Source organism: Staphylococcus intermedius NCTC 11048, from assembly GCF_002902385.1.
Lineage (GTDB): Bacteria > Bacillota > Bacilli > Staphylococcales > Staphylococcaceae > Staphylococcus > Staphylococcus intermedius.
Map to the genome: position 1 here is coordinate 23,211 of NZ_PPQH01000045.1, position 25,708 is coordinate 48,918.

The window sequence follows — 25,708 nt, forward strand, 5'->3', positions numbered from 1 at the left end:
ATTGGTTTTTCATGCTATTCATTACTTTTATCTATGGAATCGTTTTCTTCAACTTTTGTTAATGGTAAATGGATGTTCAAATAATCTAAAAACGTTTGTGTCGCATGGTTCAAATAGACGTCTTTACGCCAAATGACGCCCATCGTCCAATCAAGCTGACTGTCCTCAATGGATAACACACGAATTTCGGGATTGCGACGAATGATACGTACAATGTTATTAGGCAAAATACCGATACCCATTTTTGCAGTAATCAAATGTTCAATAAATTGCCATTGCGAAATTTTAGAAACGATATGCGGTACGAACCCTGCTTGTCGTGTGAGCGCAATGATTTTATCATTAATATAAAAGTCTTCATTAAACATAATAAAATCTTCATCTTTTAATGCTTTAAAAGTCACCGTTTGTTGTTGTGCGAGTGGATGGGTATGATGCATCACAACTTTGAATTCCTCTGAATACAATGGAAACGAATCAAATATTTTACTATCCACAGGTAAAGAAGTCAGTCCGAGGTGGATTTCATTGTTGCGCACTTGATTTTCAATCGTTTTACCCCCATTTTCATCTAAATTAAAAACGACATTCGGATACTGTTGGTGAAATTGTGCGAGTACTTGTACTAAACGTTCCATGTCCATCAATGCAGAAATGCCGATAGAGATATAACCTTTCTCAAGACCGAGCAAACTACTGATTTCATTCGGCAAACTTTCATATAATTTGAGTATTTCAACAGCTTTATGATAAAACACTTCCCCCACATCCGTTAGTAACAATTGGCGGCGTGTTCGATCGAATAGCGGCTGACCGATTTCAGACTCGAGTTCTTTAATCGCTTTACTCATTGTCGGTTGTGCAATGTATAACGTCTCAGCTGCACGGGTCATCCCCCCTTGACGTACAATTTCTATAAAATACTTCATCTGTTTAATATCCAACTGTCACCCTCCATTCTGTCTCTATATTTTAGCGTAGTGTCTCTTTCAAATTGTATCGCGCACAGTCCGTTCATACAAATTTTGACACGCTTACATTTTAAGGGTAATATACTATTAATTTTACATATTTTTTATCTTATACAATGGAGATATGCTTATGACATTACCTAAAAATGTGAAATTGCGTTTACTCATGTTGTTTATTCAAAATGCCTCTGTGAATGCCGTGTTTCCCTTTATGGCATTATTACTGACCCACTATTTAGGCGGTAAAAAAGCGGGTATGATGCTTATCATTGGGATTTTATTAAAATTTAGTGGCTCCATTATTGGTGGTTATTTAAGTGATCATTTACCATTTAAGAAATATGTTATTGCTTGTTTGACGTTAATGAGTGCACTGCTTTTCTTAGGTATGGGGACCGTATTAACGCAGTTAGAAGGTTCACAGTCGTTTCAGCAGTTGTTTCTCATTTTCTTAAGCTGTTATCTTCTCAATGAACTCTTTACCGCTTTAGCTAAACCGATGTACAATGCCTTAGCTTTAGACAGTATTAATGAGACACATCGACAACGCTACGCCCGCTTCAAATACTGGATTTCGAACACTTCTACAGCTTTGGGGATGTTGATGGGGGGATTATTTTATAGCTCATTCAAAGTAAGTTTATTTGTGGTCATTTTTATCTGTTTATCCGTGAATGTGTTGATTCTCTATTTTGGTGTACAGGAAACACAACGCACGATCGGCCAACCATCAGCACGTCGCTTTGTAGCAATGTTTCAACGTTATCAAGTGGCCTATCGGAATCGTCCATTTGTGTTGTTACTGATCAGTAGCATGCTTATATTAAGTGCGGAAATGTCGCTTTCTTCCTATGTCGCGGTCCGTTTAGAACATCAATTCAAAACGATTCAGTTATTTGACTTTCCGATTGATGGCGTACGTATGTTTTCAATATTGTTATTAATTAATACGTTGACGATTATTAGTTTAAGCTTTGCGATTTTACATTATTTCAAACGTTTCAAAGTCGCGACCATTTTAAATATCGGCTTCTTCTTTTTCGCGGGTGGCTATACGGTCGTCATGAGTAATAATCATGCACTCGTCCTCGTTATCTTTATGTTGATGGCAACAATCGGTGAAATATTGTTTACGCCAACTGTTGAAGCAGAAAAAATACGTTTTATTCCTGCTGATACACGTGGAGCACATTCTGCATTAGACAGTTGGGTGCCGATTGGTGCAGAACTTGTATCCCGGCTATTTTTAATTATCGGTACCGTACTCACGCCTATAATGATGTCTGGAGTTGTTTTAGCAACGGTCGTATTGGGGTTTGTCTTGTTACTCGCAACCGTCAAACGTTATGAGGCGGTTTAAAAAGGAACTGGGAGATTAACTTTTCCCTGTCCTTACCTTTTTATGGATAGAAATGGATTAATGATGATAAAGCAGCCAAAAATGAATATGAGTGGGACGGAATCAATGGTATGGGGTGATCTTCATTTTATAAACTTGCCCTTAGTGACTGCATTGGGTGTAAGATTGCCCAGAAGGCTGAGACTCCTGAGGGATAATACAAGGGCTTAATGCGAGTTCTAATGTTTAATCATGGTTGCTGTTTATCGCAGTAGCTGTCTGACTTCTCAATGTTTGAACTTTTGAGAAGTCTAGTCAGCCTTGCGGGGGCAGTACGACGAAATCTTTGTCGAACTTGAGATTTCTGTACTGCTCCCAGAATCCACTAACGCCTCAACAAATGTAACAGTTTAATCAAGCGTGAGTTAGTCGAAGGACCAGCCCCTAGGAAAGAGAAGCATAGGGCAATCAAATACCACAAATCATAGGGGCAAGTTTAACAAAAATAATGCAACCATAGCATCAAAAATTTTTATGCCCCCAGCCTTTTGTTGTAGAAAATGGTTGTTTTAAACTTCAATTACATCCCTTTTCGTTTGATTTGTCGATTCAAAAATATGGCTATAAGTAGGCCGTGTATGATAGTGAGTCCTTTAAAAATGAATGAACTGAAAGAAACGAAAAAGGCTGTTAATACAATTTCTAGTATTAAAATCAAAAGAATCACAACTAATAAGACTTGTTGTGATTTTGGCATTGTGTGCTTAGGTTCATTCATCCTATCTCCCTTTATCAACTGACGTCCGTTCATATTAGAGGCTATCATTGTATGCTGTATCTTGCAATAATTCCCACTGTACCGCCTTCTGATACCAATCTATCACTTGGTCAATACGGGAAATCAATATCGCCTCGTCTTCTCCTTCAATGACAACTGACATGATATGATCGACACTCAATTGTGCATCACCAAACTGTTGACCTGGTGTAGCTTTGAGTGATTGAAACAGGACCCAATCTTCATCTAACGGGTGCTGTAGCCCTTGAAATGTCGCATTTTGAGGCGGCAACAAAATAAATCCGCCATACCGCTGAATTTGTATGTGCGCCTCTACCTCTTCTACACGCCCAGTTTGCAAATAAAGACTCATTTGATTGAGCTGCATCCCAATAGCATGTTCTAGCGTACGACCAATTTCACCGCCCCCTGTACGACTCGCAATTTCACAAAAATAGATGTCGTTCGTCGGCGTCACGAAAAATTCGGCATGAAATGATCCGTTCGGCAAGGTCGGTAATGCTTCAACGACTTGCTTCACTTGTTGTTGTAACGCTTGACTGAGTGGATGGTCTGCCTTCAACATATAACTCGCTAACGGTTGGTGGTCTTTAAAGGCTAAACATCCGTTGTAATAGTGCGACACATAGGCACACTTCACTTCTCCATTGTGAACAAGCCCATCGACATGATACATTTCCCCATCAATAAACTGTTCAATTTCATATTTCCCCATGTCGGGATGCGTCTGTAAAAACGTGTCAATATCTTGCTGTTCACGTGCAATGACGACATCCGAGGAACCCGAACCATCTATCGGTTTGAGTACGACAGGAAAGCCGTTTTCCACTACAAACCGTTGTATATTCTCAACGTCTATCACTTTGTCAAATTGCGGCGTTTTCACGGAAGTCCCTTGTAGCAACTGTTTCATAAGCACTTTATCGCGATACGCTTCGGCACTTATCATTGATTGACCTTCAAGATTCAACAATGCTCTAATTTTAGCTGCTCTTATCACGTCAAATTCCGAAATCGATAGGACGTGGGTAATATGATATTGTCGACTTAATTCAAGCGCACGCATTTCAATGTTACGGTTAGACACGTAATGCGCAAATCCTTCAATACGCAAATAATCTTTTTCAGCATAACTGTCTTTTTTCTCAGCCGGACAAAATAAAATCATCTGCTCTGCTGTATCTGGAAACCATTCATCATACGGTGTTTTAGCATGATCCGTACTTGATAACATTAATATCGTCATTCAATAATCACCTCAATCACTTCATGAATCCAATCAATTTTTCGTTGAACCGCTTCTGCTGTCTCAGCTTCGAAAACGATATTGAGTAAGAAACAACTTGAAAAATGCTCAGGCGGCATGATGACCGAGTCTCCGTCATTTTTCAAAGGCACAACATAGTGAACACCGGGCATTTCGACCAATCGATCGACACCTTTAATCCCTTTAAATGTCCCCGCTCGCTCTGCCATGATACTATAAAAACACATTTTCTTCGTCGCCTGATCAAAAGCAGGCCAATGGCTCGTCACATCTTTTCCGACTGACACATCTAACACTTTTTGAATAAATGAATGACCAGATGCACCAGGGATTAAAAGTGACGTAATAAAGCCGCCACCTGGTCTTGCTGCTGATTCAATTACTTTAAAACCATCTTTCGTCACTCTACCTTCTAAATGAAAGGCACAGTGATCAATGCCTAAACTTTGAATCGCTTGTGTCGCTTTCGTCTTAATTTCTTGTTGTAAGGCTACATGTTTATCTGATGGAAAAATCGCAATGTACTCCAGTGAATACTCAGGTGTTACCGCCTTGTCCGTAATCCCTGCAATGTACACTTCACCATTTTGCACAACGCCTTCTACCGATACTTCTTCACCTACAAGATAGCCTTCATAAATGTAATCATTCGGATAATAACGGTACACTTTATCACGTTCTGGTGATGTCGCATGACGTAAAGCCTCATACACATAGTCGATACATGCTTCACTTTCAATTTTAAAGATACCTTTACTTCCAGAAGCGCCAACCGGTTTCAATATCCCTGGCGTGCCAATGCGTGCAACAGCTCGACGTAAATCCGCTTCAGTTCGCACATTTTCAAAAGACGGTGAAATGTCAGGCACTTGATCAAACGCCACACGCATTAAATATTTGTTACGTGCATTTTTGACATGCGACATCGGTATACCTGGCAATTGCAAGCGGTCATTTAATTGCGCAACCAACTCCACATCTTTATCCGACCACGTCAGAATCCCACTCAAAGGTTGTTTTTGATGATACGCAAGCACTGCTTCAACGACTGCTGTTTCATCATACGTATCGATTTCAATCACTTCATCTAGCCCGCTGTCTAACAATTGAGGGTCACGATCAGTCATCAATACGACACGATATCCTTGTCTTTTGGCCTCTAAAATCGGTGTCACTCTTTCTACTTTATGGCTTCTTAAATTAATAAATAGTAATGTTTTCACACACTTCACACCCCTATGTAATGTCTCTATAAATTATTATTAAGATAAAATTCAAAGATATGTAGCTCATACAAATAACACACAACTTATCGCGACTTTTTTACTATTTTTTGATATCCACAGAATACGATTGCGTCCATACAGGTAACCTCTTCATCTAGGTATTCTGCCAAAAAACCCTTCAAACAACGAATGTCTGAAGGGTAACGATACGATAACTGTATCATTCATTAAGGTTATTTATAATCATTTAACAATCAACACAGGGATATTCACACGTTTTGCAATTTTGTGTGTCACATGACCGAGTACATGCTTAATATCCATTTCTGAACGTTTATTACTCATTACGACGACATCATAGTCTTCGCTTTCGATTTCATTCACAATTTCTTTTGTCGGTGAACCTGTCGCAAACTTTACTTTGTAAGATAAGCCAACATCTTCAATTGTTTTCAAAAACGGCTTCATTTCATTTGTCTTTTCTTCCACCACTTCGTCAAAGTGTTTACCTTGATAACGAACATAATTCGCTAATTCTGTCTCTGAAATGACATTAAATACGACAATTTTGTTTGATGCATCATTGCCGGTCAATTTTTTTAATTGTTCAGGGACGTTTTTAAAGCTGTTGCCAAAATCATATGGAACGAGAATATTGTTAAACATATCTAATCCCTCCTCATTTTTGGTGTCTCCTTTACTTTGCTGTCGAAATATCCATATCGGAGACGGCTTTCTTATCACTTTTATTTTAACACTAAGATAGCGCTTTCTCAAGGCGACGCACTTTTATCATGTTCTCCAAGCAGCGCAAAATTTTCATAAAAAGGATAGGGACTGGGAAAACTTAATATCCCAGTCCCTTAAAAATTTATGATGAAAATTCAACAATGTCTAACGTCTCGATAATGTCTTCTTCATTTAAATCATGCCCTACCACGACTAAATAAGGTGACATTTCTATCGGACATGGTTTCAACTCTAACTGTCCAGGTAAATATTGAACGACATAAGGTGTTTCATAATCTTTAAAATAAACAAAGCCCTTGATTCTGTAAACACCTTTCAATCGTTTCAAACCTTCAATCAATGCACTTTGTTGGATAGGTGATTCAAACTCATACAGTAAATGTGATAAGTGTCCGTGATGGTGAACTGATGTACGTTCACTGATACGGTATTCTGCTGTGCTTTGAATTTCTTGTAATGTGATTTCACCATAACGCGTCAAAATATACGGTATGTCAGGATATTGTTGTTGTAATGTTTGAACGACCGCTAACAATTGTTCACTTTCCATTAAATCAATCTTGTTAACAATCAAATGACTACAATAACGAATTTGTTCATCCATTAAATTTTGAATTGTTTCAGGTAAAGCATCTCGACTGTCATATGCTGCAGCATCAATGATTCCTAACATTTTCAAGTCTTGAATGTACGGCGCAAGCACAGGCGTCATGCACGCATCAAACACTTCAACTGGATGTGCGGCACCACTACATTCAATCAAAACAATATCTGGTTGATGTGCTAAATACAATTCATGTAACTGCTGTGAGACATCAGCTTTCAAGTCACAACAAATACAACCGTTCGTCAACAGTGCCATTTTCACATCTTCTGTCACGAGCTGTGCATCAACATTTTTAGCCCCAAATTCATTGATGATCACAGCTGGTTTTAAATCTCGATCTAACGCGTCTTGTATTAAGTAGTTCAGTGTAGACGTTTTACCGCCACCTAAGAAGCCCGTTACTATGACGATATCCATCTAATCTCCTCCATCTTTCATCCAATCACGAAATAAACGGCTACCCGTTGTTGTGTCTTGGCCTTGATATTTCCCTTGATATTTTCTTTCTGGTATCGTTTTTGTTTCAGCTAAGACGATTTGACAAATACGTTGACCTTGTTCAATTTCTAACGGAAAGTCGTTTGCATTGTACAGTTCCAGTGTGATTCGACCTTCAAATCCAGGATCAACCCAACCTGCATTTTGAATGAATAGTCCTGCACGACCGACTGAACTCCGCCCCTCGATGAACCCTGTCAATTGTTGAGGTAGTGTGAGATACTCTTCCGTCGTGGCTAAAATAAAAGCGTGCGCAGGTATCACCACTCGAGACTGATCAATTTCCTCATACGCAATCGGGTCACTCATACGTTGTACACCTGTTTCGGGTGGTATGGGCTTTAAAAATTGAGACCCTAGTGTTAAATCAACAGATGCCGGTTCAATATGTGCTTCTACTAATGGTTCAATATTAAGCAATTGACGTTTGAGATACGCCTTAATATCACTATCTGACAAAATCATACGATGCACCTCAGTTTCTTCAATATGAATCGTAATTTTTACGAATTGTGATGCTTTCATAATTTATCATGTCCAGAAGATTCAGACAAGATTTTTTTGAATGTTTTCCATTTTATTTTTAAGCAATATTATCAAAATACATTAAATAGGTCATATTATATCATCGTGAAAATATCCCGGAAGTCAAACCAGTTGAAATGTCCATACCCGCTACTCACATGATATAAACGCAATATTGAATGGTATGAAAAAGCTTGCTCGAGTGTCATCGCTACACAATCGAACAAGCTTCTCTTTATGGATATGTCTCATGCAATTCTTATTTACCTATCCCAAAGCTACTTTAGAATAAGAAATAACGTTGTGTCATTGGTAATTCTGTCGCTGCTTCACTTGTCACTTTTTCACCATCCACGAACACTTCATACGTTTGTGGATCGACATCAAGTTTTGGTAAAGCATTATTATTTTTCATATCTTTTTTAGTTAATTGACGAATATTACGTACAGGTCTTACGTCACGTTTTAAGTCTAATGTACGACGAATGCCGTTCATATAAGCCGCTTGTGACACAAATGTGATGGAAGTACTTTGTAAGTTACCACCGTATTGCCCATACATATGACGGTATTTAATCGGTTCAGAAGTTGGAATAGAACCGTTCGCATCACCATTCGCCGCAACGTTAATCATACCGCCTTTAACCACCATGTCCGGTTTCACACCGAAGAAACGTGGATCCCAAATGACTAGGTCTGCTAATTTACCAGGGTCAACAGAACCAACATATTCAGAAATACCATGTGTAATAGCAGGATTAATCGTATATTTCGCAATGTAACGACGAATACGGTTGTTATCATCATATTCACTGTCACCTTCAAGTGGTCCACGTTGTTGTTTCATACGGTGTGCCACTTGCCATGTACGCGTAATGACTTCACCCACACGACCCATCGCTTGAGAGTCAGAACTAATCATACTGAATACACCCATATCTTGTAAAACGTCTTCCGCAGCGATGGTTTCTTTACGAATACGAGAATCCGCAAACGCCACATCTTCTGGAATTGATGCGTTTAAATGGTGTGTAATCATAACCATGTCTAAATGTTCATCAATTGTATTATGTGTATACGGTAAAGTTGGGTTAGTAGAAGATGGCAATACATTTGGATAGCCCGCAGATTTAATTAAGTCAGGCGCGTGACCCCCACCAGCGCCTTCTGTATGATACATATGGATGACCTTATCACCAATCGCTTCCATAGTATCTTCCATAAAGCCCGCTTCATTCAATGTATCCGCGTGAAGTGCGATTTGGACATCATAGTCATCTGCTACTTCAAGTGCATGACGTAATGCTGAAGGTGTTGCACCCCAGTCTTCGTGCACTTTCAAACCGATGACTCCTGCTTGAATTTGTTCAACTAATGCAGTTGGATTTACTGCTTGACCTTTACCCGTAAAACCAATATTCAGTGGTAAATTTTCTGCAGCTTGAAGCATGCGGTGAATGTACCAAGAACCTGGTGTGACAGTCGTTGCTTTCGAACCTTCTGATGCTCCAGTTCCGCCACCGATATGCGTTGTAACCCCGCTTTCTAATGCGACTTCTGCTTGTTCAGGATTAATAAAATGCACGTGTGTATCAATACCGCCCGCAGTGACAATCATGCCCTCTGCAGCGATGACATCTGTCGAAGCACCAATAATAATATCGACATCATCCATAATATCTGGATTGCCGGCTTTACCTAATTTCATAATGTAGCCGTTTTTCACACCAATATCACATTTAATGACTTTATCGTAATCAATAACGACCGCATTTGAAATGACCAAGTCTGCCACTGCTTCATTATCACGTGTCGCATTCGGGTTTTGCCCCATACCATCACGGATTGATTTACCACCACCGAAAGTAACCTCATCGCCATATTTAGCATAATCTTTTTCGACTTTCGCAAATAAATCCGTGTCAGCAAGGCGAATGGAATCTCCAACTGTTGGACCATACAAACTTGTATACTGTGATTCTGTCATTTTAAAACTCATTTCACTTCACTTCCCTCTGTCATATTAGGTGCCGTGATACGAGATTCATCAAGTGGCCCATCGACTGAGCCGCGAAAGCCATACACATGTTGTTTACCCGCATAGCGCACAAGACGTACTTCTTTTTCATCACCAGGTTCAAATCGCACCGCCGCACCTGCTGGAATATCTAAATGCTTCCCATACGCTTGTTCACGGTCGAATGCTAATGCTGGATTAGCTTCAAAAAAATGATAATGCGAGCCGACTTGAACAGGGCGATCTCCAGTGTTTTTAACACGCAATTTGGTATTTTCACGCCCTTCATTAATCATAATCTCTGTTGAATTTACAATAATTTCTCCAGGTTTCATGATATCCCCTCCTATACAATTGGATGATGAACTGTAATTAATTTTGTGCCATCCGGAAAAGTCGCTTCGATTTCTATATCTGTGACCATCGCTTCGACACCTTCCATCACATCATCTTTTGATAAAATTTCACGCCCGTAACTCATCAACTCTGCGACTGTTTTACCGTCACGTGCCCCTTCTAATATTTCATAACTAATTAATGCCACTGCTTCAGGGTGATTTAATTTCAAGCCTCGTTCTTTACGTCGTCGTGCTAAATCTGCAGCCACTACAATCATCAGTTTGTCTTGTTCTCGTTGCGTAAAGTGCATGACGTTCACTCCTTATCCTCATTAATAAATTGCCCTAGACTTTCATTATAGTCCTCTCTTTATGTTCTTTCAAATTTTAATGTTATACGAAAATAACAAAAGTGTTTATCAAACCAATATATAACAAATATCAAAAGCTCTAAACCTTTATTAATATTATGATAATATAGTTGTTAATTGATATGTGCAAATGTTAAAATTTGGACATACATTAAATTCTGTTTAAGTAAAGTGAAAGAAGTGAACGTTAATGTCAAAATGGATACATACTTTTTTTAAAAATATCTCTCAGGTCGTCTTACTCGAAAACACATGGACCGGTGTTCTCATTTTAATCGCCTTATGGATTGGGAACTGGAAAATTGGACTCGCTGCAATGATTGGAAGTTTCATTAGTCTCTTAACTGCACGATACTTCAATTACACAGACGAAGAGATTCATTCCGGCCTCGCTGGCTTCAATCCTGTACTGATTGCAATTGATTTAACTTTATTCCTACTCTGGTCTTGGCAAAGTATACTCGTCATTTTAATCAGTATTGTTTTGTCGATGCCAATTGCACAAGCCATCAAAAACTTTTTAAAACCTTTTCGCCTACCCGAACTGACAACACCTTTTGTCATCATCACATGGGTCGTTCTTTTAATGTCACAACAGTTTAAATTTGTTAAAACAAATGTCGATGTGTTGCCGTTGACCGCGGATGTACACGTCAACTTAAATACGACATTTCATCCGATACATTCTTTTTTCAGTGATGTGAGCCAAATCTTCTTAGTCGAACATACGATCAGTGGTATTCTCATCGTCATCGCCTGTTTTATCGCTTCAAGACGTGCTGGCATTTATATTTTAGTTGCCAATTTCTTAGGTTTATTATTGGAATTTTTCTTTGGCGCAGATATTGGTACATTGAATGAAGGGCTCTTTGGCTTTAACTTGATCCTCTCAATTATCGCAATTGGTGTTACATTCCGTTCAGCCAATCATCTCAAACCGGTCATTGCTTTTATTTTAACAATCGTAATGACTCCGATGATGTACGCAGCAACCGCAACATTTTTCGAACCGATTGGTATCCCATCACTGACATTCCCATTTATCATTACAACTTGGGCTTTACTACTCGCTGGACAGTCAACAACCATACGCCACGCTTCAAAATAAAGTACATCAAAAAAAGCACACATCGTTCACCCTATCGATGTGTGCACTTTTATTGCGTTCACTACGTCATGGGACATCCCTCCACGCGTTAAACCTATCTGATTTGTCCCTTGCCTTTGTGATTCACAAAATATCTTAAATTCAATTATGCTTTACTTCTTCAAAATACGGTTCATCCAAATGGTTAATATCTAAATGTTCAATTTGTAATGTCGTATGTGCTAAACCATATTTTTCTTTTAACAACCGCTCTAATCGGTTAATCGTACGGTATGCATCTTCACTATTTTTGCTATCCAATACAACATGGGCAGTGAGTGAATAATGTTCCGTAGTAATCGACCATAAATGAAACTCATGCACATCCAGTACTTGATCCACTGATTTCATCGTCTCCATAATCTCATCCGTCTCCAAATGTTCTGGTACAGATTCCATCAAAATCAACCACGCATTACGCATGATTTTATAACCTCCACGCAAAATAACTAAGGCAATGACCATACTTAAAATCGGGTCAATCAACTGAATTCCTGTTAAATAAATCAAGCCCACTGCGACAATGACACCCACAGAATTCAATAAATCACCAATGAAATGCCATAATGCACTTTGAATATTAATATTGTTCTCACTCTTCAATGACCGCATTAAAATGATAGTCAATACAACATTTACAATTAATCCAATCGTCGCAATGATCAGCATCAAACCACTTTCGACAGGTTTTGGAAAGATAATGCGCACGATAGCTTCATAAAAAATCCATGCAGAAATCACTGCGAGTGCTAACCCATTTAAAAAGGCTGCTAAAATTTCAAACCTTAAAAACCCAAATGTATAACGTGCAGTCGGTTGACGGCTCGCAAAATAAACTGCGACCATCGATAAACCTAAAGCAATAACGTCACTCAACATGTGAAATGAATCTGATAACAATGCGAGCGAGTTAGAAACAAGACCTCCTACAAATTCCACAACTGTAAAAAAAAGAGTGATAATTAGCGAAAGCCATAACGTTGTTTTCGAGTGTGCTTGTGTTTTACGATGTTCAACATGATGAAAATATATTCTTCTAGCCATAATGATACTCCTTTGATAACTTTTCTCAGTCCCTATAAACGACGCGAGGTGAATACGACCGCTGTCGCATTCACCTCATACATTCTACTTACGATATGTTTTGAATTCGTCATTCACTAAACTTTCATCTGTTTGATATTGTTGGTAAGTCAAATATGCCACCCCAGAGAGCACTGCCACAGCGATGCCTCCGAAAATGAACGCTGAAACTTTATAAAATTGAGTCATTTAATCAGCCCCCATGGTAATTTTCATTTTATCATACCCACCCATTGAGTACGTACAAACATGCTCTATCAATCTGCTAAAATACTTTTACAGTATGTGCTAACAAGATGCCATACAAAATTCTCAATAAGCGACACATCAGAAAAATAAAAGTTCAAAAACAACGAAATCATTTCCATAAACTTAAAAGTAGTGCGTTATTCGTGATGAGCATATCTTTACTTGTCATAAGTTGCAGACACACACCTCACACGACGATAATGCTGAAACTCACACATTCCCTTCTCAACAGTAGAAGGTTTGAACGAGATTGCAAAAACGCACCCTAGTGTATGACTCCTTTCCTACACTAAACTTCTCATCCTCATCTTTACTACACGACGATGATGCTGAATCCCATACATTCATTTTTTACCATTAGAAGTTTTAAACGAGATTGCTAGAACCTTTCTTCACCACAAAAATAAATAGCCTTTATGAGATTGCAAAATTGGGCGAGACTCCTGAGGCATCCAGCCGAAGCTGAAAATCCACCAACGCTTCAACTATGTTACTTTAAAAATCAAAGCGTTGGTTAGTTGAAGCGAGGCGCCTAGGAACGCGAAGCCCATAATCGCAATCAATAAAGGCTAAATTATTAAACACTGAGAAAGGTTCAGCAATCTGCAAGATGCTCTCTTATATAGAAAAGTAAATGCTTTTGAAATGTTTCAGCATCATCAAAATGCAGCATCACTTAATAATATCTATCAACTCTTTCTTGGCTGCGGCGCGTGCGGGAATCCATCCAAACACAACCCCAATTAATGTAGACACACCCACCGCCAATAGAATCGAACCGAGACTGACAGCACTTTGAATATATTCTGGTGTCACGACATCCACTAATTTCGCAATGAAAATACCGATAATCAATCCGATAATCCCACCGATTAAACAGAGTACGACACTTTCGATTAAAAATTGAAACTCAATATCTCTCGCTTTTGCACCGAATGCACGACGAATTGCAATTTCTTCCGTACGTTCAGCAACAGAAATATACATCACATTCATCACACCAATCCCTGCAATAAACAATGAGATACCTGCCACGGCTGCGACAAAGTACGTGATAGAGTCAAAGATTTTACCGATGCTCTTCACAAATTCTTCCGTATCTGCGTATTGATATTCACCTTGTGAGACGGCTGAACCTCTTTGATTCAATTGATCTGCAACTTTTGTAGCAATTTCTTTTTTATTGGCATCTTCACCGACTTTTAACATCAATTGTGGAAAGTCAGATTTCAAATTCGGCAAGTCCGCTTCAACCGTTTTTGTCGGAATTTGTACCGCATTCGGAATCTGTGCCTTTTCTTTCACACCGACAACTTCAAAGCCAATATCATCAATATAAATCGTTTGACCGACTGCATCGCCTTTAAATAACGTCTCTGCCACTTCTGATGACACGGTTGCGACGCGTTGTTTTAAGGCGTTATCTTCTTTACTAAATCCTTTACCTTCATTCGCTTCAGTCACCGTTTCACTTTTAACGACTGCAATATCCGTTTTCTTTTTCACAGTGCGCGCTTCCGCCGTTAGTCCAAGTGTATCATCTTCTTTAATACTCGCATCTTGAACCCCTTCAACTTGGCGTGCAATGTCAATATCCGTCGTTGTAAAAGGCGGCTCTTTCACAGTTTCAAAGTTGCTCGGTAAAAAGCTGACCAAGGCACTATCTTTTGACGCCCCTGCATCACTGAACTGTTCATTGGCTGTCTTTTTAAAGCCATTACCTAATGACATAATCGTAATCACAGCCGCAATCCCGATAATAATCCCTATCATCGTAAATATGTTACGGCGCTTATTTTTCATAATTGAACGTAATGAAACGTGAATAATATTAGCGATGTACGCCATGCGACAGCACCTCTTCTCTTTGAACACGACCATCTAAAATGTGAATCACGCGATCTGCTTGTGCAGCAACTTTCGGATCATGTGTGACGACAATCATCGTTGTACCTTGTTCCTGGTTCAACTGCATAAATAACGCCATAATATCTTCAGACGTTTTCGAATCGAGTGCCCCAGTTGGTTCATCCGCAATAATAAATCGAGGACGGTTCACAATCGCTCTTGCAATCGCCACACGCTGTTGTTGCCCGCCTGACAATTTGTTCGGAACCAAGTTTTCTTTATCATACAGACCGACACGATGTAAGATGTCCAACACACGTTGATGACGTTCAGCTGCTCGCATACCTGCATACAATAGTGGCACACTGACATTTTCTAAAATAGTGTTATTTTGTATCAGTTTAAAGTTTTGAAATACAAACCCTACTGTCCGGTTACGAATCACAGCCAATTCATTATCTGACGTTTTTTGATAATTTTCACCGTTAAATAAATAGTCGCCTTCATAACCGCGATCGATAAAACCTAAAATATTGATAAGTGTACTTTTACCTGATCCTGAAGGGCCCATAATTGCGACAAATTCACCTTGTTCAATTCGCAAATCAATATCTTTTAAAATGTGATTTGTTTCATTCCCATTTTTAAAATGACGATTGATCCCCTTCAGTTCAATCATTTGGACACCTCAACTTTCTCACCATCTTTAACTTTTGCATCAGGATGGTTGATGATACGATCACCTTTTTTCACACCTTTTTTCACAATCAATTCACCATTCTTTTCGTCATACGTGATTTTCGTGCGATGTGCTACGCCTGATTGATCCACGACATACACGTGATGATCTTTCGTTAGTACAGACTTTGGAATTTTGAGTGTATCTAAAGGAATTGTCGCCTCTACGGAATAGCCGTTACGCGCTTCAAAATCAAGTTCACCAATTGTAATTTTGTATTTCGATGTTTCTTTGTCATTTTCGCCAGTCGGATGTGATTGTATTGGGTTATTCGTTGTTAATGACTCTGCCCCCTCACTGCCTTCACCTGCGACGGGCGCACCACCTGCAGCTTCACCTTTAGCATCTTGTTGGTAGCTTGTCGGAAGTTGTGAAATGTGCGTAATTTTCCCTTTGCCTTCTTTACCGGTACTCGTCACTTTAACATTGACCGTGTCACCCACTTTAATTTTCTCTAAATCAAATTCCGAAATGGTTGACTGGATCTCTAACTCATTCGCAATTAATTTCAAAATCGGCTCACCTTCACCGACTTGGCCATCGTCAATTAATGACACTGTGCCATTAAATGTTGCATTGACGCTATTATTCACTTGACCGTCGTAACGATTCAATTGTCTCCACGCTTGATTAATCGCTTGCTGATCCCCGCTTTGTTGAGCGTCATTCAATTGTTTAACTAACTTTTGACGTTGTGTTGGATCAATATCATAATTCAACAATGGTGTACCTTGTGTTACTGTTTGTCCGTCTTTCACTTGCACATTTAAAAAAGTCCCTAGCTGTGCATTATTCAAATATGTCTTAATCGTTTCCGGCGAAATTTTACCCGTCACACGTAGCGGCTTATCCGTTTTTACAGTATATGTATCGTAAGCATCTTCATTTTTTGGGTCTCCAACACCACCAAATGTTTTCACTAAGAAAGCAATGCCTACAAGTAAAAAAATGCCTATCACTGATGAAACAATCAAAGTTTTTTTCTTCAAAATAAAATCCTCCTCAATGGCATAAAATACTTTGGTTGTATTATACCATTAAGAAGGATACATTTTCTTTAAAAAATCAATAAATTATATATAAATTAGACTCGCTTATAACTCTCCAGCTAAACTAAGTATCGTGTCTTCTAAAGCCGCCGAACCTAATGCGAGTAATATGGTCAATATGATGGTCAACAAACCTAAAGTTAAAGATGCACGTAAGGACAAACGACTGGTTGCATAGTAAACGATAAATGTCACATAACCTTTGAATATCGTTTGTAAATCAAAAGCTGCTAAGTACATATTCCCTGGCAGAAAAACATTCAGACTGGTGATGTTATAAGTCGGGAATGGTAAATGAAAGATAAGTTGAATACATACAAATACTAAAGCAACCGACGTCACAATAAGTGAATGACTGAATGAGGCAGATAGTATCGTTTGAGTTGAAGCATCGGAGTGCAACAGTTTAGAAATCATCATAAATACGACAAATGTAAACAAAAAGCTAATCAACACCCCCATCAAACTACTCATCGTATCAGCGAACCAATGAATTTGATGGAACTCTTCTATATCTTCTTTTGAATAACCAAAACCTTCTAACAGCTTGGTATTATCCGTATCAATTTTTAATAAAAACGCATGAATGAGTGTGACAGCCAACATCAATACAGCTTTCACTTTCCATGTAGGATGGTTGCGTAAATTTTCAAAATGTTGGAATAGAGGTAGATTTGTCTTAACCAACTTTGTTTGCCTCCTCAAAAAGATTATCTTAATATTATCACATTGTTAGAGGCTTTTTTGTATTAAAAGTAAAAATTCTAAAATATGACAAAAGCTATCGCAAATATTGTGATTAAAGTATAAAATTATATTATTAAATGCTATACTATTTTTATACTTTTCATGGGAGGTAGGTCTATGGAATTTTCAAAACCGCTATACATAGAAGCTTTTAACAGAGATAGAACTCAACCTAGCATTTGGAAGAAAGTTTTACTATTGATATTATTCATTATTATCCAAACTGCACTTACAACGCTTTCTGTCGATTACACAAAGCTACTCACTGAACAAGGATTAACTGAAGCTCAAGCGCAACAATCAGCGCCTTTTACTATGGTTGCTGGCATCATTGGTACCGTTATCGGCAGTCTCGTCGTTGTGGGTATTACTTATTTGATCACACTACTCATTTATAAAATTTTCAAGAAAGTGCTTGCTAAAAAAGCGATATTCGGTGCAGTCTTACGTTACTACAACACCATTTTAGCCGTGATGATTGTCATCCTCATCATTCAACTGTTATTCCAACTCGATATCACAACAATCAAAATTGATTCACTTAATATTTTCGCCCCTGAAAACACATTACTCAGTGCATTCAGTTTGACGAATTTATTGACAGGTTGGTTATTCGGTGTCATGTTGCATTCTAATGGTCACATTTCTGCTAAGTGGTCTTGGATATTAGGCATTGCAGTGTTCATCCTATGTGTTGGATTGACTGCTATCGGCGCATAACACTTACATAAAAAATGAGAGGCTCGAGCAACTAAATGTTCGAGTCTCTCATTTTTATCCTTATATTATTTTCGTTTGACAACACGTACCATTCGTATCATGAGTGTCACACCAATGACGGCATAGGCCAACCACATGAGCCAAAACGGGATGCCTTCTATACCATTCATCGTAGCAATCAGATACACCGTGTAAAGCACCCATACCGTCAGTTGAATGACGAGTGTTATCATGAGCACATCTCGCCTTTGTGCATGACTTTTCCCGTCTATTTTTCCCTTGATGTTATGCTCGATAACAGGTAAATACTTAAACAATAAAAAGAGCAAGCACCATATGATCAACATAGTGATGGGTAAGATCCATAAATGACTTTTCGGACCCCAATTGTCGACTTCACCATTAAAGGTCAGATGTGTTCCCACTTGTGGAGGGAGTTGCGCATCATATAGAGCTAGTATCACAATCGAAATCAACCACAATACAGGAATTAATCGATTAACTTGCTTCATCTATGATTTCCTCCATCGTTGTTCTCACACTACCTAAATACATCGTGCCAAATTTTACTAAATGGACGAGTAACAAATACAATTCGTAAAATCGAATGCGTAACGTCGCCCCATCAGCAAGTGGATAAGCGGCATCATACGCTTCATAAAACGCTGGGCTGAATCCACCAAATACTTTCGTTGCGCCTAAATCGAATTCACGGTCACCGTATAATGGCGCAGGATCAAAGAGTGCCGGACGACCATCCGTTAAAAACATATAATTACCTGCCCACAAATCACCATGTAACAATGATGGTGCACTCTCATGTTGAGCAAGCGTATCCTCCATTAAACGATAGACTTGTTCAAATAATGCATCATCAGCATCAGACCACAATTGACGCTGACGAATCACGTGAACAAGTGGTGTGATACGTTGTTTTAAAAATAGTGTTTTCCAATCCTCTGTCCACGAGTTGTCGAATTGAATATCTCCACCTTCATAAGGCAAATGAAAACCAAATCGTCCTTTTGGTTCATGCGTTTGGTGAAGTTGTGCGACTAATTTTCCGAGCGCTTCTTGACTGCCACCGCGTCCTTCATCTAAATAACTCAGCAATAAATAGGCATCTTGATCGACCTGTCCTTGAGCAATGACTCTTGGCGCCGTCACACCTGCTGCTTCAAACGCTTCGAGACCCGCGACTTCTGCATCATAAAAAGACGCATCCCGACCAGGTTGAACCAGTAAAAAATAAGGTCCTTCAGTCGTATCCACACGATAAGCCTGATTGACATCACCCCCACTAACCGGTTCAATCGATTGGATATGTTCGAACGGCAATGTCTGATACCATTTTTCATTCATGACATTCAACTCCTTTTCTCTTTTGAAATTGAACCCAATCAAACTATTTTCACGTCGTTTTAAACTCATCTATACTATAATTGTATGACACTACTAAAAGGAGTTGCAAACATGGAAGATAAACGCCAAATGTTACTAGATACTTTTAATTATCGCTTTGCTACAAAACGTTTTGATGCAAGTCGTAAAATTGACGACGCTGATTTCGAAACGATTTTAGAAACGGGACGCCTGTCACCGAGTTCACTTGGTCTTGAACCTTGGAAATTTTTAGTCATTCAGGACCCGGAAGTTCGTGAAGCACTTAAACCAATCAGTTGGGGGGCACAAGGGCAATTAGATACAGCAAGCCACTTTGTATTGATTTTAGCGCGTAAAAATGTACGTCCTGAAAACGAATATGTGCAAAAATTATTGCGCGACGTCAAACAAATGGATACGGACATGATTGAACAAATGAGTGAAAAAACGTCAGCATTCCAAAATGATAACTTAAATCTTTATGAAAGTGATCGTGCATTATGGGATTGGGCAAGTAAACAAACGTATATCGCACTTGGAAATATGATGACATCTGCAGCATTTTTAGGTGTAGATTCATGCCCAATTGAAGGTTTCCAATATGATGAAGTATCACGTATTTTAGCTGAAAAAGGATACTTCGATGATACTGAGTTTGCACCTTCAGTGATGGTCGCATTTGGTTATCGTGAAGAAGATCCAAAACGTGCCAAAACACGCCGTAGCAAAGAAGACGTCATTGAATGGATTTAGTTGTTGGGAATAAATAAACGTGATTTGTATCGAAATTTACAGTCGTTGACAAATGTGAATTGATAGGTTAATATTTAGTTATAAGGATTCCAACATAATAAACACCAATCCCCTCACTAGTCGCGTTAGTGAGGGGATTCTTGTTAGGTGTGGCTATTGTCATTGTCGCCTATTTTTATCGCGTTTACGTAGCCAATGCGCATAATACGCAATAAAGCAACCACTAACTATTGTGGTTAGGCCATTCAGAAGGATTTCCCCCATAATAAACACCTCCTCTCACGCCAAATTGACGTCTGAGAGCTAGACGACCCCATTTCCATCACCCTTTTCAAAGAATCATCATTTTCATTATCAACCTCACATCCATCAATTAAAAATTTCCATTTGGCTAAAATACAACGCTACCCTTATAAAAATCTTCAAACATTCTCCCCTATATTCATTCAATCTTTGATCCATAGCTAAAAACAAAATAAGAATGCCAAAAGTATATTATTTGAATGCTTCCTCAACAATTCTGAATATTATGATAAAATTATTTTAACTGTCACATACAAAGGGGGTATGGAGTTATGCGAAAACTCGTGACATGTTTCATGGGCCTTGTGCTCATTTTGGCAGCTTGTACAAATAACAACAAAGATGAAGAGACCCAAACGTCAAGCAGTCAAAAATTTCCTAATCGCACATTAGAAATCATTGCACCTGCTTCACCTGGTGGGGGCTGGGATGCGACTGCACGCGCAATCCAAAAAATCATGCAAGACGAAAAATTGACTGATCAAAATATTACAGTCGTCAACAAACCAGGTGGTGGTGGCGAGGTAGGTTGGCAATATCTCAGTGAACGTCAACCAACATCTATCGCGATTAATTCAAGTTTGTTACTTTCTAATCACGAACTCGGCCTAAGTGATTTAAGTCATCGAGATTTCACGCCGATTGCAATTCTAGCGACGGAATGGATCAGTTTATCCGCTTCTAATCAATCTCATCTATCTTCAGGTAAAGAAGTGATGGAAAAGTTAAAAGCAGATCCTAAGTCATTAACGATTGGCGTTGCACCTGGTCTAGGGAATAACGATCACCTTGCTTTCATTCAGGCCGCAAAAGCATACGGGGTAGACGTGAAAAATTTAGACTTTCTCGTTTATAAAAGTGGGGGCGACTTAGAAACCGCACTACTCGGAGGACATGTGGACATCGCTTCAACAGCAGTCTCTGAAGTCAAAACACAACATCAGGCTGGCAAACTTAAAGTGTTGGCAACCACATCTGACCATCGTGTGAAAGGTTTAGAAGATGTTCCGACATGGAAAGAACAAGGTTTGAATATGGTGTTTCCACATTGGCGCGGCGTGATGGGGCCTAAAAACATGACGAAAGAAGAGCGCGCTTATTGGAATGACACAATGAAAAAAGTCGTTCAATCCAAACAGTGGGAAACTATTCGCAAAAATAAAAACTGGGATGCATTTTACAAAGACAGCTATGAATCAGAAAAGTTTTTAAATGCGCAACAGAAAAAGTATGAACAACTGATTCAAGATGCAGGTTTTTAAACAAAGGGGGAATCAAAAATGGTACGACTTATTGCGCCGATCGTATGTTTCATTATTGGCGTTACCTACTTACTCCTCTCTCTCAATTTACCGATTTCAAGAATTGGTGATCCGCAAAGTCCAAAATATTTTCCAATTCTTATCGCGAGTTTATTGATTGTGATGAGTATCATTTACTTTATTCAGATGCTTCGTGATAAAAATGTGTCGTTTGATGAATTCAAAGCATTCTTAACACCACTCGTACTTAAACGTATTGGTTTGACATGTTTATTTATCCTGATTTATACCATCATTTTTGAACGCATTGGCTTTTTAATTTCGACAGTATTATTTCTTGCAGCAGTGATGTTTTTAGTCAATGGCTTTCAACATTGGCTGAAAAATTTAATCGTCGCTATCGTCTTTTCAGGTGTTGCATGGTATACCTTTGCACAGCTGTTAGACGTTAGTTTGCCATAAGGAGGCGGTCATATGGGTATCGATATCAATAGTTTCTGGGAAGGACTGTTAACCGCCTTCCAACCGATGAATTTATTGTGGATTCTCATTGGCGGTTTCTTAGGTACCGTCGTAGGTATGTTACCTGGTTTGGGACCTGCAACGGCGGTGGCTGTACTGATTCCCGTCACGTTTGGGATGAATCCGGTCAGTGCGTTGATTTTGATGGTTTCGATTTACTATGGGGCGATGTATGGTGGCTCCAGAAGTTCAATTTTGCTGAATACACCAGGGGATGGGTCTGCCATTGCCGCAACATTTGATGGTTATCCGATGACACTCAATCACCAAGCCGGGAAAGCTTTAACAATTTCAGCAGTGGCGTCATTATTCGGAGGACTCTTTTCAGTCATTGGCTTTATTCTCCTTGCTAAGCCGTTATCCGAATTTGCCATGCACTTTGGACCACGTGAATATTTCGTTCTTTTCTTATTCACTTTGTCTATGGTTGTTACATTGTCACTCGGTAAAATGGTCAAAGGGTTTATCGCCATGTCCATCGGTTTAATGATGAGTACAATCGGCGTAGATTTACAGACAAGTGTGTATCGTTTTACTTTCGATGTGACGCATTTAAGTGAAGGCGTCGACTTTCTCGTGATCATTATCGGTGTGTATGCTGTCGCTGAAGTCCTGTACAACTACATGCATTTAGATACATTAGAGCCACCGAAAAGTGATTTAGGCTCGATGAAATTAACGAAAGAAGATTGGAAACGGACACGCTGGACGATGTTAAGACAAAGTCCCATCGGCTTCCTTATCGGAGTTTTACCTGGTGCGGGTGGATCAGTGGCTTCCCTACTCAGTTATGCCACTGAGAAACAATTTTCTAAAAATGGTAAACAGTTTGGTAAAGGGGCTATTGAAGGCGTGGCGGCACCTGAAGCGTCGAACAATGCTGCTTCAGTCGGTTCACTCATTCCGCTCTTAACGATGGGGGTACCTGGATCAGGAACGACAGCCGTGATTCTGGGTGCAGTCGTAATGCTTGGTTTACAACCTGGACCACTCCTATTCGAGAAACAACCTGAAATGGTATGGACACTTGTTAATAGTATGTTTATCGGTAATATTTTCTTAGTCATTATAAATATTGCGATGATTGGCCTGTTATTAAAAATTTTAAAAACACCACCTAAAACACTTTATCCTATTATTTTAGTCCTTGCTTTTCTCGGAACCTATACATTGAGTTATAGTGTCATTGACTTCTACATTTTATTAATTTTCGGTATCATTGGCCTATTATTAAAATTACTAGACTTTCCAATTGCACCGCTCATTTTAGCAGCAATTATCGGTTCAGATATGGAACAAAACTTCCGTAAAAGCTTAATCACGAGTCATAATCATCTTGGTGACATTTTCTTTGGTTCACCAATTACGATTGTTTTAACGATAATGACCGTATTAGCACTTTTCTATCCTTTAATCATGAAATTGTTGAAGAAAAAAGCATCATCAAATTGATATAAGGATAAAAATATAGTCTGGGATACCATGAAGTTTCCCAGACTTTTTCTATCATACATGATGTTCAGTTATGATTGAATTAATTTTTCAATCAAGACCTTATAATTCTTTTTAGCTTGTTCTATGCTGAAGCGTTCATCTAGCTTTACGTCGGTAACAGGATATTCTGTAATACGCTTCATTTTTTCTGCTAAATCTTCAATATTTTGTGATTCAACGAGATGACCATTTTTACCTTCAACTATCAAGTCTCGTGGGCCATAGCGAATATCATAAGCGAGTACTGGACATCCATTGTTAACACTTTCCATTACAGATAATGCAAATCCTTCAAATTGACTTGCCAAAATAGAGGCAGCATGTTTTCGAAAAATTGTTTCAGGTTCATTCGTTTTTCCGTGAAATTAATTTAACATGTTCATTGAGGTTTAAATTAGAAATTTCATTTTTCATATTTTTAATGTCTTGCGGCTCACCATAACCATAAATATTTAACCCATAGTCATATCCTGCGTCTTTATAGCGTTTGAACGCCTGAAGAATATGAGACACTTGTTTATTCTCATCGATACGTCCAAGATATAAAAATTTCGAATATCTATCGTTTTGTTGTGGTTCATTAATAGTTGAAAAGTGGGGAATAACAGAAAAACGCGACTCTGAGATACCAAAATCTTCCATCATTTCTTCCTTTTGATGTGGCGTGAGCACAACAATTTGATCAATTTCTTCAGCACGATTATATAATAGGCGATAACTCCCTTTAATATTGCCATCTATCTTTTTATGGCTACTATGGATAACGAAAACATTTTTTAATGCTTTTTTAACATTTAAAATCGCATCATCCAATATACGTGCATCATTAAATACAATTGCATCCTTTTCAATGACACTTTCATAAAAATAAGTAAAAAAGTCTTTTTCATTATCAAATGTGTGCACTATCGTATTATTTTTGTACAATGCGATATGGCTCACTTTATTATTCGTAAAATGGCGCACACAGTATACTTGACCATCTTGATTATATAATCTGTCACTTAGTTTCACGTTTTTCTTCTTGTCGTACATGATAATACGATGTAAATAGCCATATTCATTATACTCGCGTCTCTCTGCTTTATGTTTTTGACTTGGTAACATAAAATCCTCAAACTGAAGTATTTCAGAATCCGCATTATAATATTTTCGATATAAGACGTATTGATCCCCTTTATAGTAACGTATCACATTGGCATCTTTTTTATTGGGTTGATGTGTTAAACCGTCAATGTTAACAGGTGTTTTATTTATAATTTTTTTCTTTCTAAATTTAGAATGTGGAAAACAAAAATTTTCACCATTGGTAAACCATTCATAAATATTTAACACTTTCGTTTGATGACTTAAAATTTTGCGCTCTTTAAAACGTTCTAACACTAAAGGATAGTTCGGATTATAATTTGTTGTCAAAATCATATGTGAATCATCGAAATTGGCTTCCATAAACCTAATTCTTTTTAAAAGTGCCTTTGTGCGTCCCCCGTGAAACTGTGGCAATGTTGATGTAATAGTATAATACATTATTCCCCTCCATATAATAAAAAGGATGATTGAAAAAGAAAGATATCATTTTTCAATTCATCTTCCCCTCTAAATTATTAAGTTATAATAATATAATGTATCATAACTAAATATATTACTCAACACTTAATATGGTGATACAAATCTTTTATTTGCGGTTATATAATAGCCCTC

27 protein-coding genes are annotated in these 25,708 nt (G+C 38.5%); 7 read left to right on the plus strand and 20 right to left on the minus strand.

Going from position 1 to position 25,708, the window contains the following annotated elements; all coding sequences use genetic code 11:
• Positions 1-14 precede the first annotated feature (14 nt).
• Positions 15-944, minus strand: coding sequence for a cidABC operon transcriptional activator CidR (gene cidR / locus CD138_RS10420; protein WP_019167238.1), 930 nt, complete (start codon positions 942-944; stop codon positions 15-17).
• A 157-nt stretch (positions 945-1,101) separates the two neighbouring features.
• On the opposite strand from cidR, the gene CD138_RS10425 reads away from it, so the two are divergent.
• Entirely contained in the window at positions 1,102-2,331 is a 1,230-nt protein-coding gene (locus CD138_RS10425; RefSeq protein WP_019167237.1) for an MFS transporter, read from the plus strand.
• Positions 2,332-3,122: 791 nt separating this feature from the next.
• Here the strand turns inward: CD138_RS10425 and CD138_RS10435 are convergent.
• The 8 genes from CD138_RS10435 to CD138_RS10470 all read right to left on the minus strand — a co-directional run bounded on the left by CD138_RS10435 (position 3,123) and on the right by CD138_RS10470 (position 10,648).
• Positions 3,123-4,355, minus strand: coding sequence for an ATP-grasp domain-containing protein (locus CD138_RS10435; protein ID WP_019167534.1), 1,233 nt, complete (start codon positions 4,353-4,355; stop codon positions 3,123-3,125).
• The gene (locus tag CD138_RS10440; RefSeq protein ID WP_019167533.1) at positions 4,352-5,599 is read right to left on the minus strand and encodes an ATP-grasp domain-containing protein; all 1,248 of its coding nucleotides are present in this window, start codon (positions 5,597-5,599) and stop codon (positions 4,352-4,354) included. Before CD138_RS10440 ends, CD138_RS10435 begins: the two co-directional genes overlap by 4 nt.
• 246 nt (positions 5,600-5,845) lie before the next feature.
• Positions 5,846-6,268, minus strand: a complete 423-nt coding sequence (locus CD138_RS10445) for a universal stress protein (RefSeq protein ID WP_019167532.1) — start codon at positions 6,266-6,268, stop codon at positions 5,846-5,848.
• A gap of 205 nt (positions 6,269-6,473) precedes the next feature.
• Positions 6,474-7,376, minus strand: a complete 903-nt coding sequence (locus CD138_RS10450) for a CobW family GTP-binding protein (RefSeq protein ID WP_019167531.1) — start codon at positions 7,374-7,376, stop codon at positions 6,474-6,476.
• The gene (gene dcd / locus CD138_RS10455; RefSeq protein WP_026066776.1) at positions 7,377-7,922 is read right to left on the minus strand and encodes a dCTP deaminase; all 546 of its coding nucleotides are present in this window, start codon (positions 7,920-7,922) and stop codon (positions 7,377-7,379) included.
• 343 nt (positions 7,923-8,265) lie between these two features.
• A complete protein-coding gene (ureC, locus tag CD138_RS10460; protein ID WP_019167529.1) occupies positions 8,266-9,981 on the minus strand; it encodes an urease subunit alpha in 1,716 nt (571 codons plus the stop codon).
• A complete protein-coding gene (locus CD138_RS10465) occupies positions 9,978-10,334 on the minus strand; it encodes an urease subunit beta (RefSeq protein WP_019167528.1) in 357 nt (118 codons plus the stop codon). Before CD138_RS10465 ends, ureC begins: the two co-directional genes overlap by 4 nt.
• Positions 10,335-10,345: 11 nt before the next feature.
• A complete protein-coding gene (locus CD138_RS10470; RefSeq protein WP_019167527.1) occupies positions 10,346-10,648 on the minus strand; it encodes an urease subunit gamma in 303 nt (100 codons plus the stop codon).
• A 250-nt stretch (positions 10,649-10,898) separates the two neighbouring features.
• On the opposite strand from CD138_RS10470, the gene yut reads away from it, so the two are divergent.
• Positions 10,899-11,816 (plus strand): urea transporter, encoded by a 918-nt coding sequence (gene yut, locus CD138_RS10475; RefSeq protein ID WP_019167526.1) that lies wholly within the window; start codon positions 10,899-10,901, stop codon positions 11,814-11,816.
• Between the two features lie 141 nt (positions 11,817-11,957).
• Here yut and CD138_RS10480 read toward each other — a convergent pair whose 3' ends face one another.
• The 6 genes from CD138_RS10480 to CD138_RS10500 all read right to left on the minus strand — a co-directional run bounded on the left by CD138_RS10480 (position 11,958) and on the right by CD138_RS10500 (position 17,510).
• Positions 11,958-12,899: a cation diffusion facilitator family transporter gene (locus tag CD138_RS10480; RefSeq protein WP_019167525.1), complete on the minus strand. Its 942-nt coding sequence runs from the start codon at positions 12,897-12,899 to the stop codon at positions 11,958-11,960.
• 84 nt (positions 12,900-12,983) lie between these two features.
• Positions 12,984-13,127 (minus strand): hypothetical protein, encoded by a 144-nt coding sequence (locus CD138_RS14255; protein WP_019167524.1) that lies wholly within the window; start codon positions 13,125-13,127, stop codon positions 12,984-12,986.
• Positions 13,128-13,859: 732 nt separating this feature from the next.
• Positions 13,860-15,035, minus strand: coding sequence for an ABC transporter permease (locus tag CD138_RS10485; protein ID WP_019167523.1), 1,176 nt, complete (start codon positions 15,033-15,035; stop codon positions 13,860-13,862).
• The gene (locus CD138_RS10490) at positions 15,019-15,714 is read right to left on the minus strand and encodes an ABC transporter ATP-binding protein (RefSeq protein ID WP_019167522.1); all 696 of its coding nucleotides are present in this window, start codon (positions 15,712-15,714) and stop codon (positions 15,019-15,021) included. Before CD138_RS10490 ends, CD138_RS10485 begins: the two co-directional genes overlap by 17 nt.
• Entirely contained in the window at positions 15,711-16,763 is a 1,053-nt protein-coding gene (locus CD138_RS10495) for an efflux RND transporter periplasmic adaptor subunit (protein WP_019167521.1), read from the minus strand. Before CD138_RS10495 ends, CD138_RS10490 begins: the two co-directional genes overlap by 4 nt.
• Positions 16,764-16,868: 105 nt before the next feature.
• A complete protein-coding gene (locus tag CD138_RS10500) occupies positions 16,869-17,510 on the minus strand; it encodes a hypothetical protein (RefSeq protein WP_019167520.1) in 642 nt (213 codons plus the stop codon).
• Between the two features lie 177 nt (positions 17,511-17,687).
• Here CD138_RS10500 and CD138_RS10505 point away from each other — a divergent pair, with 177 nt between their 5' ends.
• Positions 17,688-18,290 (plus strand): YIP1 family protein, encoded by a 603-nt coding sequence (locus CD138_RS10505; protein WP_019167519.1) that lies wholly within the window; start codon positions 17,688-17,690, stop codon positions 18,288-18,290.
• A gap of 65 nt (positions 18,291-18,355) precedes the next feature.
• On the opposite strand, the gene CD138_RS10510 is transcribed toward CD138_RS10505, so the two are convergent.
• Together CD138_RS10510 and CD138_RS10515 are read right to left on the minus strand one after the other, a co-directional pair.
• Entirely contained in the window at positions 18,356-18,802 is a 447-nt protein-coding gene (locus tag CD138_RS10510) for a DUF1648 domain-containing protein (protein ID WP_019167518.1), read from the minus strand.
• The gene (locus tag CD138_RS10515; protein ID WP_019167517.1) at positions 18,789-19,652 is read right to left on the minus strand and encodes a fructosamine kinase family protein; all 864 of its coding nucleotides are present in this window, start codon (positions 19,650-19,652) and stop codon (positions 18,789-18,791) included. The genes CD138_RS10510 and CD138_RS10515 overlap by 14 nt, the downstream gene beginning before the upstream one ends.
• 111 nt (positions 19,653-19,763) lie before the next feature.
• Between CD138_RS10515 and CD138_RS10520 the strand changes: the two genes are divergently transcribed.
• Positions 19,764-20,426 (plus strand): NAD(P)H-dependent oxidoreductase, encoded by a 663-nt coding sequence (locus CD138_RS10520; protein ID WP_019167516.1) that lies wholly within the window; start codon positions 19,764-19,766, stop codon positions 20,424-20,426.
• 159 nt (positions 20,427-20,585) lie between these two features.
• Here the strand turns inward: CD138_RS10520 and CD138_RS14060 are convergent, their stop codons facing one another.
• The gene (locus CD138_RS14060; RefSeq protein ID WP_019167515.1) at positions 20,586-20,690 is read right to left on the minus strand and encodes a type I toxin-antitoxin system Fst family toxin; all 105 of its coding nucleotides are present in this window, start codon (positions 20,688-20,690) and stop codon (positions 20,586-20,588) included.
• Positions 20,691-21,001: 311 nt separating this feature from the next.
• On the opposite strand from CD138_RS14060, the gene CD138_RS10525 reads away from it, so the two are divergent.
• The 3 genes from CD138_RS10525 to CD138_RS10535 are packed head-to-tail and all read left to right on the plus strand — an operon-like array spanning position 21,002 to position 23,965.
• Complete coding sequence (locus tag CD138_RS10525; RefSeq protein ID WP_019167514.1) at positions 21,002-21,991, plus strand: tripartite tricarboxylate transporter substrate binding protein; 990 nt, start codon at positions 21,002-21,004, stop codon at positions 21,989-21,991.
• An 18-nt stretch (positions 21,992-22,009) separates the two neighbouring features.
• On the plus strand, positions 22,010-22,453 hold the full coding sequence (locus CD138_RS10530) for a tripartite tricarboxylate transporter TctB family protein (RefSeq protein ID WP_019167513.1): 444 nt from the start codon (positions 22,010-22,012) through the stop codon (positions 22,451-22,453).
• A 12-nt stretch (positions 22,454-22,465) separates the two neighbouring features.
• Entirely contained in the window at positions 22,466-23,965 is a 1,500-nt protein-coding gene (locus tag CD138_RS10535; protein WP_096559587.1) for a tripartite tricarboxylate transporter permease, read from the plus strand.
• A 71-nt stretch (positions 23,966-24,036) separates the two neighbouring features.
• Here the strand turns inward: CD138_RS10535 and CD138_RS10540 are convergent, their stop codons facing one another.
• Positions 24,037-24,342: a glycosyltransferase gene (locus CD138_RS10540; RefSeq protein WP_081583070.1), complete on the minus strand. Its 306-nt coding sequence runs from the start codon at positions 24,340-24,342 to the stop codon at positions 24,037-24,039.
• 10 nt (positions 24,343-24,352) lie between these two features.
• Positions 24,353-25,534: a glycosyltransferase gene (locus tag CD138_RS10545; RefSeq protein ID WP_051005963.1), complete on the minus strand. Its 1,182-nt coding sequence runs from the start codon at positions 25,532-25,534 to the stop codon at positions 24,353-24,355.
• Positions 25,535-25,708: the final 174 nt, after the last annotated feature.

Bases quoted from the DNA above. Each gene is read 5' to 3' on its own strand.
- CD138_RS14255 (WP_019167524.1), bottom strand. From the start codon at position 13,127: ATGACTCAATTTTATAAAGTTTCAGCGTTCATTTTCGGAGGCATCGCT.
- CD138_RS10490 (WP_019167522.1), bottom strand. From the start codon at position 15,714: ATGATTGAACTGAAGGGGATCAATCGTCATTTTAAAAATGGGAATGAA.
- CD138_RS10520 (WP_019167516.1), top strand. From the start codon at position 19,764: ATGGAAGATAAACGCCAAATGTTACTAGATACTTTTAATTATCGCTTT.
- CD138_RS10530 (WP_019167513.1), top strand. From the start codon at position 22,010: ATGGTACGACTTATTGCGCCGATCGTATGTTTCATTATTGGCGTTACC.
- CD138_RS10445 (WP_019167532.1), bottom strand. From the start codon at position 6,268: ATGTTTAACAATATTCTCGTTCCATATGATTTTGGCAACAGCTTTAAA.
- dcd (WP_026066776.1), bottom strand. From the start codon at position 7,922: ATGATTTTGTCAGATAGTGATATTAAGGCGTATCTCAAACGTCAATTG.
- CD138_RS14060 (WP_019167515.1), bottom strand. From the start codon at position 20,690: ATGGGGGAAATCCTTCTGAATGGCCTAACCACAATAGTTAGTGGTTGC.
- CD138_RS10425 (WP_019167237.1), top strand. From the start codon at position 1,102: ATGACATTACCTAAAAATGTGAAATTGCGTTTACTCATGTTGTTTATT.
- CD138_RS10545 (WP_051005963.1), bottom strand. From the start codon at position 25,534: ATGTATTATACTATTACATCAACATTGCCACAGTTTCACGGGGGACGC.
- CD138_RS10535 (WP_096559587.1), top strand. From the start codon at position 22,466: ATGGGTATCGATATCAATAGTTTCTGGGAAGGACTGTTAACCGCCTTC.
- CD138_RS10470 (WP_019167527.1), bottom strand. From the start codon at position 10,648: ATGCACTTTACGCAACGAGAACAAGACAAACTGATGATTGTAGTGGCT.
- CD138_RS10505 (WP_019167519.1), top strand. From the start codon at position 17,688: ATGGAATTTTCAAAACCGCTATACATAGAAGCTTTTAACAGAGATAGA.
- CD138_RS10435 (WP_019167534.1), bottom strand. From the start codon at position 4,355: ATGACGATATTAATGTTATCAAGTACGGATCATGCTAAAACACCGTAT.
- CD138_RS10515 (WP_019167517.1), bottom strand. From the start codon at position 19,652: ATGAATGAAAAATGGTATCAGACATTGCCGTTCGAACATATCCAATCG.
- CD138_RS10465 (WP_019167528.1), bottom strand. From the start codon at position 10,334: ATGAAACCTGGAGAAATTATTGTAAATTCAACAGAGATTATGATTAAT.
- CD138_RS10510 (WP_019167518.1), bottom strand. From the start codon at position 18,802: ATGAAGCAAGTTAATCGATTAATTCCTGTATTGTGGTTGATTTCGATT.
- CD138_RS10525 (WP_019167514.1), top strand. From the start codon at position 21,002: ATGCGAAAACTCGTGACATGTTTCATGGGCCTTGTGCTCATTTTGGCA.
- yut (WP_019167526.1), top strand. From the start codon at position 10,899: ATGTCAAAATGGATACATACTTTTTTTAAAAATATCTCTCAGGTCGTC.
- CD138_RS10480 (WP_019167525.1), bottom strand. From the start codon at position 12,899: ATGGCTAGAAGAATATATTTTCATCATGTTGAACATCGTAAAACACAA.
- ureC (WP_019167529.1), bottom strand. From the start codon at position 9,981: ATGAGTTTTAAAATGACAGAATCACAGTATACAAGTTTGTATGGTCCA.
- CD138_RS10485 (WP_019167523.1), bottom strand. From the start codon at position 15,035: ATGGCGTACATCGCTAATATTATTCACGTTTCATTACGTTCAATTATG.
- CD138_RS10450 (WP_019167531.1), bottom strand. From the start codon at position 7,376: ATGGATATCGTCATAGTAACGGGCTTCTTAGGTGGCGGTAAAACGTCT.